This is a genomic window from Kitasatospora sp. NPDC088861, from assembly GCF_044750105.1.
Lineage (GTDB): Bacteria > Actinomycetota > Actinomycetes > Streptomycetales > Streptomycetaceae > Kitasatospora.
Window position 1 is genome coordinate 1 of record NZ_JBIVJF010000032.1, and the last position, 18,742, is coordinate 18,742.

At 71.4% G+C, this 18,742-nt stretch carries 15 protein-coding genes, 1 rRNA gene, 1 pseudogene and 1 riboswitch; of the genes and pseudogenes, 13 read left to right on the forward strand and 4 right to left on the reverse strand.

All coding sequences use genetic code 11. The features are described from left to right. The 12 genes from rrf to ACIP37_RS32790 form a co-directional block, all read left to right on the forward strand. Nucleotides 1-87: ribosomal RNA gene (gene rrf, locus ACIP37_RS32735) — 5S ribosomal RNA — on the forward strand; the annotation flags it as partial. Between the two features lie 98 nt (nucleotides 88-185). Further along, nucleotides 186-806 (forward strand): CDP-diacylglycerol--glycerol-3-phosphate 3-phosphatidyltransferase, encoded by a 621-nt coding sequence (gene pgsA, locus ACIP37_RS32740; protein WP_363585311.1) that lies wholly within the window; start codon nucleotides 186-188, stop codon nucleotides 804-806. 126 nt (nucleotides 807-932) lie between these two features. Next, complete coding sequence (locus ACIP37_RS32745) at nucleotides 933-3,428, forward strand: mannose-1-phosphate guanyltransferase (protein ID WP_063350200.1); 2,496 nt, start codon at nucleotides 933-935, stop codon at nucleotides 3,426-3,428. Between the two features lie 168 nt (nucleotides 3,429-3,596). Further along, the gene (locus ACIP37_RS32750) at nucleotides 3,597-4,691 is read left to right on the forward strand and encodes a DUF881 domain-containing protein (RefSeq protein WP_363620831.1); all 1,095 of its coding nucleotides are present in this window, start codon (nucleotides 3,597-3,599) and stop codon (nucleotides 4,689-4,691) included. Then, a complete protein-coding gene (locus tag ACIP37_RS32755; RefSeq protein ID WP_030062488.1) occupies nucleotides 4,688-5,020 on the forward strand; it encodes a small basic family protein in 333 nt (110 codons plus the stop codon). Before ACIP37_RS32750 ends, ACIP37_RS32755 begins: the two co-directional genes overlap by 4 nt. Nucleotides 5,021-5,207: 187 nt before the next feature. Further along, the gene (locus tag ACIP37_RS32760; protein WP_400811871.1) at nucleotides 5,208-6,104 is read left to right on the forward strand and encodes a DUF881 domain-containing protein; all 897 of its coding nucleotides are present in this window, start codon (nucleotides 5,208-5,210) and stop codon (nucleotides 6,102-6,104) included. A 226-nt stretch (nucleotides 6,105-6,330) separates the two neighbouring features. Next, nucleotides 6,331-7,212 carry an FHA domain-containing protein gene (locus tag ACIP37_RS32765; protein ID WP_400811828.1) on the forward strand — a complete coding sequence of 294 codons (882 nt, stop codon included), beginning with the start codon at nucleotides 6,331-6,333 and terminating at the stop codon, nucleotides 7,210-7,212. A gap of 179 nt (nucleotides 7,213-7,391) precedes the next feature. Then, nucleotides 7,392-8,087 carry a MerR family transcriptional regulator gene (locus tag ACIP37_RS32770; RefSeq protein WP_363585318.1) on the forward strand — a complete coding sequence of 232 codons (696 nt, stop codon included), beginning with the start codon at nucleotides 7,392-7,394 and terminating at the stop codon, nucleotides 8,085-8,087. Nucleotides 8,088-8,220: 133 nt separating this feature from the next. Then, complete coding sequence (locus tag ACIP37_RS32775) at nucleotides 8,221-8,697, forward strand: bifunctional nuclease family protein (protein WP_063350203.1); 477 nt, start codon at nucleotides 8,221-8,223, stop codon at nucleotides 8,695-8,697. Between the two features lie 237 nt (nucleotides 8,698-8,934). Further along, nucleotides 8,935-9,579, forward strand: a complete 645-nt coding sequence (locus tag ACIP37_RS32780) for a MerR family transcriptional regulator (RefSeq protein WP_363585308.1) — start codon at nucleotides 8,935-8,937, stop codon at nucleotides 9,577-9,579. Nucleotides 9,580-9,672: 93 nt separating this feature from the next. Then, nucleotides 9,673-10,395, forward strand: a complete 723-nt coding sequence (locus ACIP37_RS32785; RefSeq protein WP_400811831.1) for a vancomycin high temperature exclusion protein — start codon at nucleotides 9,673-9,675, stop codon at nucleotides 10,393-10,395. Nucleotides 10,396-10,446: 51 nt separating this feature from the next. Further along, nucleotides 10,447-11,874, forward strand: coding sequence for a DNA polymerase IV (locus ACIP37_RS32790; RefSeq protein ID WP_363631929.1), 1,428 nt, complete (start codon nucleotides 10,447-10,449; stop codon nucleotides 11,872-11,874). A 144-nt stretch (nucleotides 11,875-12,018) separates the two neighbouring features. Here ACIP37_RS32790 and ACIP37_RS32795 read toward each other — a convergent pair whose 3' ends face one another. The 3 genes and pseudogenes from ACIP37_RS32795 to ACIP37_RS32805 form a co-directional block, all read right to left on the reverse strand. Then, nucleotides 12,019-13,515, reverse strand: coding sequence for an MFS transporter (locus ACIP37_RS32795; protein ID WP_363585306.1), 1,497 nt, complete (start codon nucleotides 13,513-13,515; stop codon nucleotides 12,019-12,021). Nucleotides 13,516-13,694: 179 nt separating this feature from the next. Next, complete coding sequence (locus ACIP37_RS32800) at nucleotides 13,695-14,375, reverse strand: YsnF/AvaK domain-containing protein (RefSeq protein ID WP_400811873.1); 681 nt, start codon at nucleotides 14,373-14,375, stop codon at nucleotides 13,695-13,697. A 129-nt stretch (nucleotides 14,376-14,504) separates the two neighbouring features. Continuing rightward, nucleotides 14,505-14,867, reverse strand: a pseudogene (locus tag ACIP37_RS32805) (PRC-barrel domain-containing protein); the annotation flags it as partial. A gap of 223 nt (nucleotides 14,868-15,090) precedes the next feature. After that, nucleotides 15,091-15,194: riboswitch (glycine riboswitch) on the forward strand. A 237-nt stretch (nucleotides 15,195-15,431) separates the two neighbouring features. Between ACIP37_RS32805 and gcvP the strand changes: the two are divergent. Continuing rightward, entirely contained in the window at nucleotides 15,432-18,332 is a 2,901-nt protein-coding gene (gene gcvP, locus ACIP37_RS32810; RefSeq protein WP_363585305.1) for an aminomethyl-transferring glycine dehydrogenase, read from the forward strand. Between the two features lie 91 nt (nucleotides 18,333-18,423). Here the strand turns inward: gcvP and ACIP37_RS32815 are convergent, their stop codons facing one another. Then, a complete protein-coding gene (locus tag ACIP37_RS32815; protein ID WP_363585304.1) occupies nucleotides 18,424-18,615 on the reverse strand; it encodes a DUF5999 family protein in 192 nt (63 codons plus the stop codon). Between the last annotated feature and the right edge of the window lie 127 nt (nucleotides 18,616-18,742).

Consider the following 18,742-nt stretch of genomic DNA (forward strand, 5'->3'; position numbering starts at 1 on the left):
GGTTACATTCCGAACCCGGAAGCTAAGCCTTTCAGCGCCGATGGTACTGCAGGGGGGACCCTGTGGGAGAGTAGGACGCCGCCGAACAATCATTCGAGAGAAGCCCCCGCCGGGTGAACCTGGCGGGGGCTTTTCTGTTGTAGGGTCAACGTGCATTGTCGTCACACGGGACAGGAGGCCCCCGGGTGGAGGTCCAGGAGACGCGGGTCCAGACCGATCGCGTCCTCACCATCCCCAACCTGCTCAGCATGGGCCGGCTGGTCGGTGTTCCGCTTTTTCTCTGGCTGATTCTCTGGCCGGTTTTCGACGGCCCCAACAACGATGGTTGGGCGCTGCTGATCCTGATGCTGAGCGGTGTCAGCGACTACCTCGACGGGAAACTCGCGCGGCGATGGGGGCAGGTCAGCCGGGTGGGGCAGCTGCTCGATCCGCTGGCCGACCGGCTCTACGTGCTGTCCACGTTGGTCGGTTTGACCTGGCGTGAGTTTCTTCCGTGGTGGGTGACGGCGATTCTGCTGGCCCGGGAAGTGTTTATCGGTGCGCTGCTGCCCATTTTGAACCGGCACGGTTACGGGCCGCTTCAGGTGAGTTTTCTGGGGAAGGCCGCGACCTTCAATCTGATGTACGCGTTTCCGCTTCTCCTGCTCGGCAGCGTGGACAGCTGGATCGCTCGGCCGGCCGAGGTGGTGAGCTGGGCCTTCATCTGGTGGGGGACCACATTGTACTGGTGGGCCGGTATTCTTTACGCGGTTCAGGCCCGGCGGATCACCCGTGCGGGCTCGACGGGCTCCGCGTCCGCAGTCTGAGACGTGATCTGAGAGAAGTCCCACGCCGTATCGGTGCGTCGGACGATACCTTCCGGGTAGGGATCCCTCTGGAACGGTTTGATGGACCTCTGTAGGTCCACCACCGCAAAGGAGGACGCACCCGTAATGAAAGCCGTTGTCATGGCAGGGGGCGAAGGAACCCGACTCCGCCCGATGACCTCCAGCATGCCGAAGCCGCTGCTTCCGGTCGCCAACAGGCCGATCATGGAGCACGTGCTTCGGCTGCTGAAGCGGCACGGCCTCTCCGACACCGTCGTCACCGTCCAGTTCCTGGCCTCACTGGTCAAGAACTACTTCGGTGACGGCGAGGACCTGGGCATGCATCTGACCTATGCCCACGAGGAGACGCCGCTAGGCACCGCGGGGAGTGTCAAGAACGCCGAGGACGCGTTGAAGGACGACTCCTTTCTGGTGATCTCCGGTGACGCACTGACCGACTTCGACCTCTCGGAATTGATCGACTTTCACCGCAGCAAGAACGCGCTGGTCACCGTCTGTCTCACCAGGGTGCCGAATCCCCTCGAGTTCGGTATCACGATCACGGACGACGACGGACGGGTCGAGCGCTTCCTGGAGAAGCCGACCTGGGGGCAGGTCTTCTCGGACACTGTGAACACCGGTATCTACGTGATGGAACCAGAGGTCTTCGACTACGTCGCGGCAGGTGAGTCCGTCGACTGGTCGAGTGACGTCTTCCCGCAATTGTTGAAGGAGGGCAAGCGGGTCTACGGCTACGTCGCCGAGGGCTACTGGGAGGACGTGGGCACCCACGAGAGCTACGGCAAGGCCCAGGCAGACGTCTTGGAGGGCAAGGTCGACGTCGAGCTCGACGGGTTCGAGATCTCGCCAGGCGTCTGGGTGGCCGAGGGCGCGGAGGTGGACCCGGAGGCCGTGCTGCGCGGGCCGCTGTACATCGGGGACTACGCCAAGGTCGAGGCCGGCGTCGAGATCCGCGAGCACACCGTGCTCGGCAGCAACGTGGTGGTCAAGCGCGGGGCCTTCCTCCACAAGGCGGTCGTGCACGACAACGTCTACATCGGGCCGCAGAGCAATCTGCGCGGCTGCGTGGTCGGAAAGAACACCGACGTGATGCGGGCCGCCCGGATCGAGGACGGCGCGGTGATCGGGGACGAGTGCCTGATCGGCGAGGAGTCGATCATCGGTGCGAACGTCCGGGTCTATCCGTTCAAGACCATCGAGGCCGGCGCCGTTGTCAACACGTCGGTGATCTGGGAGTCCCGCGGCCAGGAGCACCTGTTCGGCGTGCGTGGCGTGTCGGGGATCCTGAACGTCGAGATCACCCCGGAACTGGCCGTGCGGTTGGCCGGCGCGTACGCCACGACCCTGAAGAAGGGGGCGACCGTCACCATTGCGCGTGACCACTCGCGTGGTGCGCGTGCGCTCAAACGGGCGATGATTTCGGCGCTCCAGACGTCGGCCATAGACGTCCGCGACCTGGAGAACGTGCCGATGCCGGTGGCCCGGCAGCACACCGCGCGAGGGAGTGCGGGCGGGATCTTCCTGCGGACCACGCCGGGGGTGCCCGACTCTCTGGACATCCTCTTCTTCGACGAGCGCGGGGCCGATCTCTCGCAGGCCGGCCAGCGCAAGCTGGACCGCGTGTACGCGCGCCAGGAGTACCGGCGGGCCTTCCCCGGTGAGATCGGGGACCTGACCTTCCCGTCCAGCGTCTTCGACTCCTACGCGGGCAACCTGCTGCGGGCCGTCGACACCACCGGGGTCCGGGAGGCCGGACTGAAGGTGGTCGTGGACACCGCGCACGGCAGCGCCGGCCTGGTTCTGCCGAGCATCCTCGGACGGCTCGGAGTGGAGGCGCTCACCGTCTCCAGCGGGCTGGACGAGGCGCGGCCGACGGAGGACGCGGAGGAGCGGCGGGCCGGGCTGGCCAGGCTCGGTGAGCTGGTGGCCTCCTCCCGGGCGGCCTTCGGCGTCCGCTTCGACCCGGTCGGCGAGCGGGTCGCGTTCGTCGACGAACTGGGCCGGGTGATCGACGACGACCGGGCGTTGCTGGTGCTGCTGGACCTGGTCGCGGCAGAACGGCGCAGCGGGCAGGTGGCGCTGCCGGTGACCACGACCCGGATCGCCGAGCAGGTCGCCGCGTACCACGGCACCCAGGTCATCTGGACCACGACGACGCCGGACGACCTGGCGAAGGCGGCCGCCACCGAGGGCACGGTGTTCGGTGGGGACGGGCGCGGCGGGTTCGTGGTGCCGGAGTTCAGCGGAGTGCTGGACGGGGCCGCGGCCTTCGTGCGGTTGGTCGGCCTGGTGGCGCGGACCCAGCTCACGCTGAGCCAGATCGACGCGCGCATCCCGCAGGCGCACATCCGTCGTCGGGACCTGGCGACGCCGTGGGCGGCCAAGGGGATGGTGATGCGCTCGGTGGTCGAGGCGGCCGGCAGTCGGCGGCTGGACACCACCGACGGCGTCCGGGTCGTCGAGGCGGACGGGCGCTGGACGCTGGTGCTGCCGGACCCGGCCGAGGCGACCACCCACCTGTGGGCAGAGGGTCCGGACGACGAGGCCACGGAGGCGCTGCTGGACGAGTGGGCGGCGGTGGTCGACGGGGCCGGGAGGTGACGACACCGGCCTGATCGTCCGACGGTCCTGACGGTCGGGGCGCGCGGCATGGTCCGCGCGCCCCGCTGTCCGTTTTAACACTGTTCGCAATGATCCGTCACTTTGTGTCGTGTGTGCAGCTCAAGGGGTGTGCGCGGGCCCCTTCGCCGACGTGGGACGATGGTCCGCATGCCAGCGACGCCGACGCCGAGTGCCCCGAACGGACGGTACAACCGCCCGGACGCCTCGATGTCCCTGCTGACCAACGTCATGGACCACAGCCTCGACGAGGGCTACGCCGAGGCGGCTGCGGCGCGGGGCGGAGACCACGACAGCCGGATACCCAGGACGGCCCGAGGCCTGCTCACGCTGGCCGCCGGGCTGGCGTTGGTCGGGGTCGTGGTGACGGTCGGCGCGGTGAACGCGCACAAGGCGGAGCCGACGCTGGCCAAGGAACGGGACGCGCTGATCCACCGGATCAACGACACCAACGGCTCGGCCGACCACCTCCAGCAGCAGGTCCAGGACCTGCGGCGCAAGGTCGAGAGCACGCAGCAGCAGGCGCTCGCCACGGGCGACGGCGACCAGGGAGGTCTGACCGGCGCGGTGGGCCTGGGCGAGGTCGCGGGGCCGGGCGTCAAGCTGGTCCTGGAGGACGCGGCGGGGACCGGCGGCGGGGGAAACGTCGACCCGCGGGCCGGGCAGGGCTTCTCCAACAGCGGCCGGCTACGGGACCGCGACCTCCAGTTGGTGGTGAACGGCCTGTGGGGATCCGGTGCGGAAGCCGTGGCGATCAACGGTCAGCGGCTCACCGCGCTCTCGGCGATCCGGGCTGCGGGAGAGGCGGTGCTGGTGGACAACCGACCGCTCGTCCCGCCGTACAACATCCAGGCGATCGGGGATGGGCCGAAGCTGCTCACCGCCTTCGAGAACGACATGGCCGGGCAGTACCTGCGGCTGCTCCAGGAGAAGTACGGCATCAAGTCGACCATGTCCGCGCAGAAGAGCCTGACGCTGCCGGCCGCGGTGGGCGTGACGCTGCGGACCGCCCAGCCGGTCACGCCCGAGCCCTCGCCCCCGGCGTCCCCGTCGGCGGCTTCGGTCACCCCGACGCCGTCACCCACCGCCGGAACCTCCGGGAGCCCGAGCGCGTCCGTTTCACCGTCTGCGGGCAGCACCGGTCGGCGTACGCCGAGCGGGTCCGCGAAGACCACGACAGCCCACTCGTCCACGACGGCCCCGACCGGGTCGTCGTCCGCAGGGACAGGAGCAGCTAGACCGTGATTGCCGTACTGGGTCTCGTGATCGGGGTGGTCGTCGGACTCTTCGTCCAGCCCGAGGTGCCGGACGCCGTCGTGCCGTACCTGCCGATCGCGGTGGTGGCGGCGCTGGATGCCGTGTTCGGCGGCGTCCGGGCGATGCTGGACGGGATCTTCAACGACAAGGTGTTCATCGTCTCGTTCCTGTCGAACGTGGTGGTCGCGGCACTGATCGTCTTCCTCGGTGACCAGCTGGGCGTCGGCTCGCAGCTGTCCACGGGTGTGGTCGTCGTCCTCGGCATCCGCATCTTCTCCAACGCGGCCGCGATTCGGCGCCATGTCTTCCGCGCCTGAGCCGGGCCGCGGGGCGGCGGAGGAGCACGCGGACGGCGGCGGGAAGGCGTCGGAGCGGGCTGCCGAGGCGCCGGGGCCGGAGTCGGCGGCCGAGGCGGGCCCGGTCGAGCCGGTGGACGGGGCCGGGGAGGTCCAGCGCGCCGAACCGGCCGAGGAGCCGGGGAGGGCCGAGGGGCCCGTGGCGGCGGTGGGGGAGCCCGAGGAACAGGCTGCGGCGAAGTCTGACGCTAAGCCTGAGCTTGATGCGGAGGCGGCGCCCACGCCCGCGGTGCGGCTCGCGAAGGCCGCAGCGCCTGCGCCCGTGCCTGCGTCTGAGCCCGAGCCTGAGCCCGTGGTGGAGCCGGCCGCCCTGGACCGCGGTGCGGGACGGCGGCGCCTCAAGGCAGCCCTGTGGCCGCCGCGGATGTCGCGCGGGCAGCTGGTGGTGGCGCTGCTGCTGTTCTCGCTCGGTCTGGGGCTGGCGATCCAGGTGCGGTCGACCAACGACCACCACAGCCAGCTCCGCGGGGCCCGCCAGGAGGACCTGGTGCGCATCCTCGACGAACTGGACAGCCGTCAGCAGCGTCTTCAGCAGGAGAAGGCGGAGTTGGAGCAGTCCCTGGCCAAGTTGGAGAACAGTTCCAACCAGGCCAAGGAGGCCCAGGAGCAGACCAGGAAGAAGGCGACGGAGCTCGGCGTGCTCGCCGGTACCGTCAAAGCCACTGGTCCGGGCATCGTACTCACGGTCGATGATCCCCAAGGGCAGGTGAAGGCAGATATGCTGCTGGACACCCTGCAAGAACTTCGAGCGGCAGGGGCGGAGGCGATTCAGATCAACGATGTGCGCGTGGTGGTCAACACCTACTTCACCGACGTGTCGGGCGGCGGGGTGCAGATCGACGGGAAGAAGGTCTCGCAGCCCTATCGGTTCACCGTCGTGGGGAACCCGCAGGATCTGACACCCGCGCTGAACATCCCGGGGGGTGTCGTCCGTACTCTGGAGAGTCACCAGGCGCGGGCGACGATCACCCAGCAGCAGAAGGTGGTCGTGGACGCCCTCGTGGATCTGAAGACGCCGCAGTACGCCAAGCCGGCTTCGAAGTGACGGGGCGCCCGACGAACGGCCCGTCACCTGCGGGCGGCACCCGGTGCGGGGCGCCGCCGTCGCGTGGGCGAGACTGGGTCGTACCAGCACGCACCGGAGCACCAACAGCAGTACCAACCGTCGGAGTACCACTCCAGCAGGCCCGATCCGCAACCGGGCCCGCAGTCTGTCCGAGGTTCTCACCCTGCCCCGCGGGCGGGTCTGTCACACGCAAGGGGATTCGCCCGTGAGTTTCTTCTCGAAGTTGTTCGGTCGTAACAAGGGCCGTGGCGCGGCCTCCGTCGAGGCGCCGACCGCGCGGCACCGCCGGCCCGAGGACGAGGCCGCCGTGCCGGGCATGCGCCCCGCTCCAGAGGGGGCGCCGTACGCCGAGCAGCAGCTGTTCCGGGACGGCGCCGCCGCCCAGTACGCAGGGAATCCGGTGGGCTACGGCGCGTCGGTTGACCCTTCCGGCGACCCGCGCATAGGTTTCCAGTCAGGACCCTCAACCTCTGGTGGAGGGTTTGCCCCCGATCCGTACGCCGGGCACAACCCGTCGGGTGTGCCGCGCCAGGAGGCTGTGAACATGGCTGGCCCCACTCCGTGCCCCAGGTGCGGCAACCAGAACCCGTCATCGGCCCGGTTCTGCTCCAACTGCGGTACGGCCCTGCGCGGTGGCCTGCTTCCGGAGGGGGCGGCGGAGACCACGTCGACCATCTCCATCTCCGGCCTGGAGTCGTACGACCCCAACACCACGACCGGCACCGGCGCGACGCCGGCCCTGTCGGCCGAGGTGCTGTCGGCGATCGACGCGCTGCCGCCGGGCTCGGCCCTGCTGATCGTCCAGCGCGGTCCGAACTCGGGCAGCCGCTTCCTGCTGGACTCGGACGTCACCACGGCCGGCCGTCACCCGCAGGGCGACATCTTCCTGGACGACGTCACGGTCTCGCGGCGCCACGTGGAGTTCCGTCGGACGCAGGCCGGGTTCAGCGTCGCGGACGTCGGCAGCCTCAACGGCACCTACGTCAACCGGGAGCGGATCGACGAGGTGTCGCTGAACAACGGTGACGAGGTGCAGATCGGGAAGTACCGGCTGGTGTTCTTCGCCGGCCACAACCGGGGGTACTGAACCCAACGTCGGTAGGAGCCCGAGTGAGTACGAATACCCCTTCATCTTCTCTCGGGGCGGCCACCCCCGCATCGTCCGGTCCGCACGCGGACCGCGGCGCGCGCGGGGTGGTCGCGGGCCCCAGGCAGCCGGTCCGCCCGGACCGGCCGGGTGGGCGGCGGCGCGGCGGTGACGAGCTGCTGAGCATCGGCGCGGTGTTGACCTTCCTGCGCGACGACTTCCCCGAGGTCACCATCTCCAAGATCAGGTTCCTGGAGGCGGAGGGGCTGGTCGAGCCGCAGCGCACGCCCTCGGGGTACCGCAAGTTCAGCCCGGCCGACGTCGAGCGGCTGGCCTACGTCCTGCGGATGCAGCGTGACCACTACCTGCCGCTGCGGGTGATCCGCGAGCACCTGGACGCCATCGAGCGCGGTGAGGCACCGCCCGCGCTGCCGCCCTCCGCCGACACCCGACCCGGGCCGGTGGAGGAAGCGGACCGGGAGCTGGGGGCCTCGGCCGACGTCCCGTCCGGAGTCCGGCTGGGGCGTGCCGAACTGCTGGCGGCCGCCGAGTCCGGTGAGCGCGAGCTGTCCGAATGGGAGTCCTACGGTCTGGTCGCGCCCGGTCCGGACGGCGGGTACGACGGCGAGGCGCTGCAGGTGGCCCGGCTGGTCGCGGAACTCGGCCGGTACGGGCTGGAACCGCGGCACCTGCGGGCCATGAAGGCCGCGGCGGATCGGGAGATCGCGCTGGTGGAACAGGTGGTGGCGCCACTGCGCCGGCACCGGAACCCGCAGACCAGGGCCCATGCCGAGGCCACCGCGCGGGAGCTGGCGACACTGTCCGTGCGGCTGCACGCGGCGATGGTCCAGGCCGGTCTGCGCAGCCGCGGATAGCGTCCCCGTGGGATTCCCGCGGGGCTCCTGCGGGGTGGCCGTCCAGACCCCGGGCGGTCGGCGTGCACCGCGCTGACCAGCGGCGTCGGCCCTGCGCTTTCATATCCGGGGCCTGAGCCATAGGGTTGCCTGTGTGAATGAGCTCGACGTCGTGGGTGTCCGAGTGGAGATGCCTTCCAACCAGCCGATCGTGCTGCTGCGGGAGGTCGGGGGCGATCGGTACCTGCCGATCTGGATCGGTCCCGGCGAGGCGACCGCGATCGCCTTCGCCCAGCAGGGCATGACGCCGGTCCGCCCGCTGACGCACGACCTGTTCAAGGACGTCCTGGAGGCGCTCGGGCAGCAGCTCACCGAGGTCCGGATCACCGACCTGCGGGAGGGCGTCTTCTACGCCGAGCTGGTCTTCACCGGCGGGGTCGAGGTGAGCGCCCGGCCGTCCGACGCGATAGCGCTGGCCCTGCGCACCGGCACGCCGATCTACGGGAGCGAGGAGGTGCTCGCCGAGGCGGGCATCGCGATCCCGGACGAGCAGGAGGACGAGGTCGAGAAGTTCCGCGAGTTCCTCGACCAGGTGTCGCCCGAGGACTTCGGGGGCAGCGGTCCGCAGTAGTGCGAACCGGATTTCCCTACAGGTCAGGCCGTTGTTTGGCTTGCCGTTTTGCCAAAAACCGTCGACCTACCCACACTAGGGGCACGAAAAACCACTCTCCTGAGTGATGTGGTTTGGCTGGCCCGGCGTGGCGATCGTTGACGGGTCATAGGGGACTGCCTACCGTCAGGAGTGGCTGTCCGGGTGACCGATGCCCGCAGTTCGGGTTGCCCGCAGCACCAGTGGACGGAGGCAGGCATGAGCAGCACCGGCGATGACACGGCCGTGGGAGGCCTGTGTGCCGTGCACCTGCCGCGCACCGCTCGCACCGTGACGGACCTGCCCCGGGTGGGCAGGTTCCCGGCCGTGCAGCCCGGTCAGCCCGCCATCGAGCGGCTGGCCCCGACGTCCGAACTGATCGGCTACCGCGGTCCGACGGCCTGCGCGGCGGCCGGCATCACGTACCGCCAGCTGGACTACTGGGCCCGGACCGGACTGCTGGAGCCCAGCGTCCGTTCGGCGTACCCGGCCACCAGCCAGCGGCTCTACAGCTTCCGCGACATCCTGCTGCTGAAGATCGTGAAGCGGCTGCTCGACGCGGGCGTCTCGCTGCAGAACATCCGGGTGGCGGTCGCCCATCTGCAGGCGGCCGAGCAGGGCGACCTGGCCGGGATGACGCTGATGTGCGACGGCGCGACGGTGTACGAGTGCACCACACCGCAGCAGGTGGTGGACCTGCTGAAGGGCGGTCAGGGCGTGTTCGGCATCGCGGTCGGAGCGGTCTGGCGGGAGCTGGAGCTGACGCTCGGGCGGCTGCACGCGGAGCGCACCGACACCGGCGAGACGCTGGTCGGCCACGACCCGTCCGACGAGCTGGCCCAGCGGCGCAACCGGGCGGTCTGAACGCAGAACTGACGAGGCCGCGGGCCCGGACGGGGAACCGTCCGGGCCCGCGGCCTCGTCGTTGCGCCTGGTGAGGCGATCGAGGGAGGACACGTGGGGTTCGGCACCGGGATAGCGGGTCTGCTGCGGCGTCGGGGCGGGCTGCTGAAGGTCCGGTTTCGGCGGCGGTCCGTGCAGCGCAGGGCCTTCCAGACGGCGACGGTGCTCTGCTCGCTGGCGCTGGCGCCGAGCGCGTGGCTGTGGTGCTCGGCCGGGGACCGGGTCGGCACGGTGGCCGGCGTGCCGTCCGCGCCGGTCGCGGTGGTCTTCGGCGCCGGGCTGGACCAGGGCAAGCCGTCGCCGTACCTGGAGCACCGGCTGAGCGCGGCGCTGGACCTGTACCGGGCGGGGAAGGTGCAGGCGATCCTGGTGACCGGCGACAACGGCCGGGACAGCTACGACGAGCCGGACGCGATGCGGACGTACCTGATCGAGCACGGGGTGCCGGCGGTCCGGGTGGTGGGCGACTACGCGGGCTTCGACACCTGGAACTCCTGCACCCGGGCCCGGCGGGTCTTCGGGGTGGAGCGGGCGGTGCTGGTCAGCCAGGACTTCCACGTCCGCCGGGCGCTGGCCCTGTGCGAGGCGGCGGGCATCGACGCGTACGCGGTCGGGGTGCCGGAACCGCACGACGGCACTTGGCTGTACGGCGGGCTGCGGGAGATCCCCGGGGCGGGCAAGGCGGCGGTCAACGCCTGGCTGCGGCCGGACCCGCTGTTCCTCGGCCCCCGGGAGGACGGCATCCCGAAGGCGCTGGCGGACGCCGCGCAGCGCTAGGGCCTGCCCGGGTTCGTACGCATTGTCGGACCCCTGCGGGATGATCGGCGGGTGCGATCACTGCCGAGCATCATCCACCTCGACATGGACGCCTTCTTCGCGGCGGTGGAGCAGGCGGCCAAGCCGAGCCTGCGCGGCAAACCGGTGGTCGTCGGCGGGCTCGGCGGGCGCGGGGTGGTCTCCACCGCCTCGTACGAGGCGCGGAGGTTCGGGGTGCACTCGGCGATGCCGATGGCGCAGGCGCGCCGGCTCTGCCCCAACGCGGCCTTTCTGAGCGGCCGGTTCGAGGCCTACAGGCAGGTCAGCGAGCTCGTGATGGGTCTGCTGCGCGAGCTGTCGCCGCTGGTGCAGCCGCTCAGCCTGGACGAGGCCTTCGTCGACCTGGAGGCCGGCCCCTACGGTCCGGTGCTGGCGGAGTCCGACCACGAGACCGGGGAGCGGCTGGTGCTCGCCCTGGCGGAGGACCTGCGGGCGGACATCCAGCGGCGCACCGGGCTGACCGGGTCGGTCGGGGCGGCCGGATCCAAGCTGATGGCGAAGATCGCCTCCGAGCAGGCCAAACCGGACGGGCTGGTGCTGATCGAACCCGGGCAGGAACGGGCCGTGCTCGGCCCGATGCCGGTCCGGGCGCTGCCCGGGATCGGGCCGGCCACCGAACAGGTGCTGCGGCGGGCCGGACTGAACACCGTGGCGGACCTCGCCGAGGCGGGGGAGGGCGAACTGGTGCAGCTGCTCGGGCGGGCGCACGGCGCGGGTGTGCACCAGATGTCGATAGGGCTGGACGACCGGCCGGTGGTGGCCGACCAGGACGCCAAGTCGGTCTCGGTGGAGGACACCTTCGAGGTGGACCTCGCCGACCGGGAGCGGGTGCTGCGCGAGGTGGAGGTGCTGGCCGCCCGGTGCGTGCGGCGGCTGCGCGCGGCCGGGCGCTCGGGGCGGACGGTGGTGCTCAAGGTCCGGCGGTTCGACTTCTCGACGCTGACCCGTTCGGAGACGCTGCGCGGGCCCACCGACGACGAGGCGGTGGTCATCGAGACGGCGCGTCGGCTGGCCTCCCAGGTGGACATCACCGGCGGGGTGCGGCTGCTCGGGGTGGGGGTCGCCCAGCTGGCCGACTACACCCAGGAGGACTTGTTCGCGCAGGCCCTGCGGGAGGAGGCGGCCGAGCACGCGGAGGCGGAGGTCGAGACGGCCGAGGAGGAACCGGAGGCGGTCGCGCCGCGCCGCTGGATGCCCGGGCAGGACGTCCGCCATACCGAGCTGGGGCCCGGGTGGGTGCAGGGCAGCGGTGTCGGGCGGGTCACCGTGCGGTTCGAGACGCCGTGGAGCGGGCCGGGGCGCATCCGGACCTTCGCGGTGGACGATCCGGCGCTGGAACCGGCCCGTCCGCTGCCGCTTTGGGGGGCCGAGGGGCCGGAGGAGACGGGGGCGCCCGGGGAGAGGGAGGGGCCGGAGGAGACGGGGGCGCCGGGGGTGTGAAACGCGAAGCGGCCCCGACCGGTGGGGGGAGTACCGGTTGGGGCCGCATACCGTGCCGGACTTCGTGCGGTCGTGATGCCCTCGCGACCGTCCGAAGGCCGGGCCGCCGCGCCCTGTCCCTGAGCGCGGCGGCCGGACGCCTGGTCAGGCGTCGGTCTTGGCCAGCTCGGGGCTGGAGTTCCGCTCGGCCGTCCCGCCCGAGGCGACGACGGTGGCGGCCGGCTTGACGCCGCGGATCAGGAACGGGACGACGCCGGCGACGGCGCAGACGACGGCCGCGGCCCAGAACGCGTGCTTGTAGGCGTCCAGCGTGGGCAGCAGCAGCGGGATCTGCGGCGGCAGCTTCATGGTGTCGCCGGTCAGGATGGCGGCCATCACGGCGGTGCCGATCGCGCCACCGACGGTGCGCAGCACGGCGTTCATGCCGTTGGCGATGCCGCTCTGCTCCACCGGGACGGCGCCGTTGATGTAGGCCGGCATCGCGGAGAACGCCAGGCCGATGCCGAGGCCGAAGATCGCCGAGGATGTGTAGATGTCGCCCTCGTGGCTGTGCCGCACGGCCAGGTAGGCCATCGCGACGGCACCCAGGACGCCACCGAGGACCAGCGGCAGGCGCGGGCCGCGGCGGGCGATCAGCATCGCGCCGACCGGAGCCGCCACCATCGAGCCGATCGCGGACGGCAGCAGCAGCAGACCGGCATGCAGGACGGTCGCGGTGAAGCCGTAGTGGGTGAGCTTCTCCGGGGTCTGGGCGAAGTTGCTGATCACCATGAACGAGCCGTACATGCCGAAGCCGATCAGCAGGCCGGCCAGGTTGGTGAAGGCGACGGCCGGACGGGACATCATCTTCATGTCCACCAGGGGGTGCGCGACCTTGGTCTCGATGACCCCCCAGATCAGGGCGACGACGGCGGCCACGGCGAACAGGCCGAGGGTCTTGGTCGAGGTCCAGCCCCAGTGGTTGCCCTGGCTGACCGCGACGAGCAGCGCGGAGAGCCAGCCGGCCAGGGTGAGGGCGCCGAGCGGGTCGGCGCCGCCCTCCTTGTCGGTGACCGGGTCGGACGGGACGCGGAACGCGACCAGGGCGACCGCGATCAGGCCGAAGACCAGGCCCATCCAGAAGATCGACTTGTAGCTCCAGTGCTCCAGCAGGAGACCGGTCGCGACCAGGCCGAGGCCGGAGCCGACACCCATCGAGGCGCTGATGGCGGCGACGCCGCCGGTCACCTTCTGCTTGGGCAGCTCGTCGCGGACGATGCTGATCGCCAGCGGGAGCACGCCACCGCCGGCGCCCTGAAGGACGCGGGCGACGACCAGCCAGGTGAAGGAGTGGGTGCTGACCGCCAGTGCCGAGCCGGCGACCAGACCGGCCAGCGAGATCAGCAGCATCGGCTTACGGCCCCGGAGGTCGCCGAAGCGGCCCAGCAGGGGAGTCAGCACGGCGGCGGAGAGCAGGTTGGCGGTCATGAGCCAGGTGACGCTGGACGCGGAGACGCTCAGTTCCTTGGCCAGCGAGGGCAGGATCGGGACGACCGCGGTCTGCACCACGCTGAACGACAGCATCGCCAGGATGAGGGCCGGCAGGACCCGGGCGCTGCTCTGCTTCTCGGCCGCGGTGGTGGGCTGTGGTGCCTCACTCACGGTTGCTTCCTCCCGTACATAGTGAATGAACTGAAGTAACCATGCCGGGAGATACTTCAGAGTGTCAAATATCCATTGGTGACGCTTTGGCAAAATCGAAGGATTCCGGCCGGGCGGCGACCGGGACGAGGCATGCCGAGGGCCCCGGACCGATGGGTCCGGGGCCCTGGGGCGAGGGGTCAGGCGAACGGGCGCAGCACGGCCGGGCGGGGGGCCTCGGCCGCCGGCGTGGCCACCGGGGTCGCCGGGGCGGCGGCGGTGTTGTCGTGGATCTCGACGTGCTCGCGGCGCAGCTCGTCCCGGATCACCTCCTCGGCGGTGTAGCGCTCCACCACCAGGCGGACCCGCTCGATCGGGGTGAGGTACTTGCGGACCACCGGGCGCTCCTCGCGCAGGGTGACCTCCTCCACCGCCTCGGCGATCTCCTTCTCGGTGAGCGAGGCGCGCTCGGCCTCGCTCACCGGCATCCGCTCCACCCGGACGCGCTCGCGGACCACCGGGACGCGGCGCTCGACCTGCTCGCTGGTCACGTACTTGCGCAGCTTCGCGGTGCCCACGATGTGCCAGTCCGTGGTGATGTCCAGGCGCTCCTCGCGGCAGGTGATCTCCACCGGGCCGTTGGGGGACGACGGGGCCGGACCGGTCGAGCGCTCCGAGGCCGGCGGGGCCACGGCCGAGTTCGTGGTCGCGGTGGTCGTCACGATCGGGGCGGGTTGCGGCTTGGGCTCGGTCGTCGTGGGGGCGGCCGCGGGTGCGGGGGTGTTGAGGGTCCGCACGCTGACCTCCGTCGCGGTGCCGGTGGGGTCGGCAGGGGCGGTGGTCGGGGCGGGGTCGAGGGAGTGGAAGGCGATGGGCTTCACGGGCTCGGCCGCCGAGGTGGTGCCGAAGTCGAGGTCGGGGCGTGCGGGTCGGCCGCCGTCCCGGCCGACCGGGCGGTCACTCTCGCGGCCGGCCGGCCGGTCACCCTCACGACTGGCGGGCCGGTCGCCGTCCCGACCGACCGGGAGGTCACTGTCCCGACCGACCGGGCGGCCGTTCGCCGGGGTGTCCAGGCCGTAGTAGCGGTAGAGCTGGAGCTCCTGGGCGGGCGACAGGTGCTGGCCGACGCCGAAGTCCGGCGACTCCTTCACCAGCGACTTGTCGTACGGCACCCGGAGCTCGTCGCCGGAGAACTCGCTGGTGGTGAGCGGGACGAAGGCGTCCCGGCCGAAGATGCCGGTCCGGACGGCTGCCCACTCCGGCTGGCCGGTGGCGTCGTCCAGGTAGACCTCGTCGACCGTGCCGATCTTGTCTCCGTTGCGGTCGACCGCCTTGTGGCCGATGAGGTCCCGGGGATCGATATCGGTTTGCACTCTTTCCTCCAGTGCGCTGCGCCTGCGGAACTCCCGCAGGACCGTGGCCGGAGCACCCGTTCCGCCTGCCACTTCACACCAAAGGCCATGAATCGGACGGGCGCGACCGGGGTGCGCCGGACGGGCTCCGGGCTGGACCGTCCGGGGGACGCGCGTAGACCCCGAGCGACCCGACGCGACCGTGATCAGGGGGCCTGCCGCTGGTACCCTGGGCGGCGACCGCCGAGCCCGCTCGGGAGAGTCCCCGGCCACGGAAAGCGCTGGTCGGGGCGCCGAAGGAGCAACTCCTCCCCGGAATCTCTCAGGCATCCGTACCGTGTGGGGTAGGTCACTCTGGAAAGCAGGGCAGGACCGTCGGCAGGGAGCCGACGGGCACCACCCTCACCGACGGTGCAAGCCGGCGGCGTGCCCACAGCGCGCCGTGCGGGTGAAGCTCTCAGGTCCCGATGACAGAGGGGGAGGCCTGTCGGGTTCGCCCGCCCGGGTCGAGCCGCTGTCCGCAGCGGCTCCGGCCGGTCGGCGTGCGCACCCCCGCCGGTCCGTGACCAGGAGGCCTCGACCACCATGAACGCCCAGCCGAACGCGGGACGCCCCACCGGCGCCTCGACCCTCACCGAGCTTGAGCTGGCCAGCCCCTTCGAGAACCGCCACATCGGCCCCGACGACGCCGCGCAGCAGAAGATGCTGGCGTCCATCGGCTACGGCTCGCTGGACGAACTCGCCGCCACCGCCGTTCCCGAGGCGATCCGCTCCATCACCGGCCTGGACCTGCCCGGCGGCCGCAGCGAGGCGCAGGTGCTCGCCGAACTGCGCGAGCTGGCGAGCCGCAACCAGGTGCTCCAGCCGATGATCGGCCTGGGCTACTACGGCACCTTCACCCCGCCGGTGATCCTGCGCAACGTCATGGAGAACCCGGCCTGGTACACCGCCTACACGCCGTACCAGCCGGAGATCTCCCAGGGCCGCCTGGAGGCGCTGCTCAACTTCCAGACCCTGGTCTCCGACCTGACCGGCCTGCCGACCTCCGGCTCCTCGCTGCTCGACGAGGGCACGGCGGCCGCCGAGGCGATGGCGCTCGCCCGCCGCGTCACCAAGGTCAAGGGCGGCGTCTTCCTGGTCGACGCCGAGACCCTGCCGCAGACCACCGCGGTGATCAACACCCGCGCGGTGCCGACCGGTGTCGAGGTCGTCGTCGCCGACCTGTCCGAGGGCATCCCGGCCGAGATCGCCGAGCGCGGCGTCTTCGGCGTGCTGCTCCAGTACCCGGGCGCCACCGGTGTGGTCCGCGACCTCACCCCGGTCATCGAGCAGGCGCACGGCCTCGGAGCGATCGTCGCGGTCGCCGCCGACCTGCTGGCGCTGACCCTGCTCGCCTCGCCGGGCTCGCTCGGCGCCGACATCGCCTGCGGCACCTCGCAGCGCTTCGGCGTGCCGATGGGCTTCGGCGGCCCGCACGCCGGCTACCTGTCGGTGCGCGCCGAGTACGCCCGCTCGCTGCCCGGCCGCCTGGTCGGCGTCTCGGTCGACGCCGACGGCAACCGCGCCTACCGCCTGGCGCTGCAGACCCGCGAGCAGCACATCCGCCGCGAGAAGGCCACCAGCAACATCTGCACCGCCCAGGTGCTGCTCGCCGTCATGGCCTCGATGTACGCCGTCTACCACGGTCCGGACGGCCTGGCCGACATCGCCCGCCGCACCCACCGCTACGCCGCCGCCCTCGCCGAGGGCCTGCGGGCCGGCGGCGTCGAGCTGCTGCACGGCGAGTTCTTCGACACCGTCACCGCCGTCGTCCCGGGCCGTGCCGCCGAGATCGCGGCCGCCGCCCGCGCCAACGGCGTCAACGTCCACCAGGACGGCGCGGACCGGATCTCGGTCTCCACCGACGAGACCACCACCCGCGAGCACCTCGCCGCCGTCTGGGCCGCGTTCGGCGTCCCCGCGGTCGAGGTCGCCGAGGGCGCCGACGCGCTGCCGGCCGCGCTGCTGCGCCAGGACGAGTACCTGACCCACCCGGTCTTCCACAGCCACCGCTCGGAGACCGCCATGCTGCGCTACCTGCGCCGCCTGTCGGACCGGGACTACGCGCTGGACCGCGGCATGATCCCGCTGGGCTCCTGCACCATGAAGCTCAACGCGACCACCGAGATGGAGGCCGTCACCTGGCCGGAGTTCGGCCAGCTGCACCCCTTCGCGCCGATCGAGCAGGCCCAGGGCTACCTCAGCCTGATCCGCGAGCTGGAGCGCCAGCTGGTCGAGGTGACCGGCTACGACGCCGTCTCGATCCAGCCGAACGCGGGCTCGCAGGGCGAGCTGGCCGGCCTGCTGGCCGTCCGCGCCTACCACCACGCCAACGGCGACACCCAGCGCGACGTCTGCCTGATCCCGTCCTCCGCGCACGGCACCAACGCGGCCTCCGCGGTGATGGCCGGCATGCGCGTGGTCGTGGTGAAGACCCTGGTCGACGGTGACGTGGACGTCGAGGACCTGAAGGCCAAGATCGAGCAGCACCGGGACAGCCTCTCCGTGCTGATGGTCACCTACCCCTCCACCCACGGCGTGTACGAGACCCAGATCACCGACATCTGCGCCCTGGTGCACGAGGCCGGCGGCCAGGTGTACGTGGACGGCGCCAACCTGAACGCCCTGGTCGGCCTCGCCAAGCCGGGCAAGTTCGGCGCGGACGTCTCGCACCTGAACCTGCACAAGACCTTCTGCATCCCGCACGGCGGCGGCGGCCCGGGCGTCGGCCCGGTCGCGGTGCGCGCCCACCTGGCGCCGTACCTGCCGAACCACCCGCTGCAGCCGGAGGCCGGTCCGGCCACCGGAGTCGGCCCGATCTCGGCGGCGCCGTGGGGCTCGGCGGCCATCCTGCCGATCTCCTGGGCGTACGTCCGGCTGATGGGCGGCGAGGGCCTCAAGCGCGCGACCCAGGTCGCGGTGCTGAACGCCAACTACATCGCCAAGCGGCTGGCACCGCACTTCCCGGTGCTCTACACCGGCCCCGGCGGGCTGGTCGCGCACGAGTGCATCATCGACCTGCGCCCGCTGACCAAGGAGACGGGCGTGACGGTGGACGACATCGCCAAGCGCCTGATCGACTACGGCTTCCACGCGCCGACGATGTCCTTCCCGGTGGCCGGCACGCTGATGATCGAGCCGACCGAGTCCGAGGACCTGCACGAGATCGACCGGTTCTGCGACGCGATGATCGAGATCCGGGCCGAGATCGACAAGGTCGGCTCGGGCGAGTGGGCGGCCGCGGACAACCCGCTGCGCAACGCCCCGCACACCGCCGCCGAGCTGGCCGGCGACTGGGCGCACGGCTACTCGCGGCAGGAGGCGGTCTTCCCGGCGGGCGTGAACCCGGCGGACAAGTACTGGCCGCCGGTCAGCCGGATCGACGGCGCGTACGGCGACCGCAACCTGGTCTGCTCCTGCCCGCCGCTGGAGGAGTACGGCGTCTGATCCGGACCGGACGTACGGCAGGGCCCCGACGGCACGTACCGTCGGGGCCCTGCCCGTTGTCGTCGTTCGGCGGCTGCCCCCGCCGGTGCGGTCAGGCCGCGCGGGCGACGGGGCGGCGCGGCGCGATCACCCGGCCGTCGGGCAGCAGCTCTCCGGTGTCCTCGAACAGCACGACGCCGTTGCAGAGCAGGCTCCAGCCCTGCTCCGGGTGGCAGGCCACCGTGACGGCCGCCTCGCGGTCCTCGGACTCGGCCGACGGGCACTCAGGACGGTGCTGGCACATACGTACCCTCGCTTCGCTCTGCGATCCTCCCCCGTGGTGCGGCCGCCGGCGGAGCCGTCGGGAGCCGCCGCGGTAGCCGGATCCTGTCCGCGCGCCGACCAGGTGTGGACCGGCGCTCAAGTGGGTA

What these genes read in the sequence shown, in the direction of transcription:
- ACIP37_RS32745 (WP_063350200.1), top strand. Translation starts at nt 933, where the DNA reads ATGAAAGCCGTTGTCATGGCAGGGGGCGAAGGAACCCGACTCCGCCCG.
- ACIP37_RS32750 (WP_363620831.1), top strand. Translation starts at nt 3,597, where the DNA reads ATGCCAGCGACGCCGACGCCGAGTGCCCCGAACGGACGGTACAACCGC.
- ACIP37_RS32780 (WP_363585308.1), top strand. Translation starts at nt 8,935, where the DNA reads ATGAGCAGCACCGGCGATGACACGGCCGTGGGAGGCCTGTGTGCCGTG.
- gcvP (WP_363585305.1), top strand. Translation starts at nt 15,432, where the DNA reads ATGAACGCCCAGCCGAACGCGGGACGCCCCACCGGCGCCTCGACCCTC.
- ACIP37_RS32815 (WP_363585304.1), bottom strand. Translation starts at nt 18,615, where the DNA reads ATGTGCCAGCACCGTCCTGAGTGCCCGTCGGCCGAGTCCGAGGACCGC.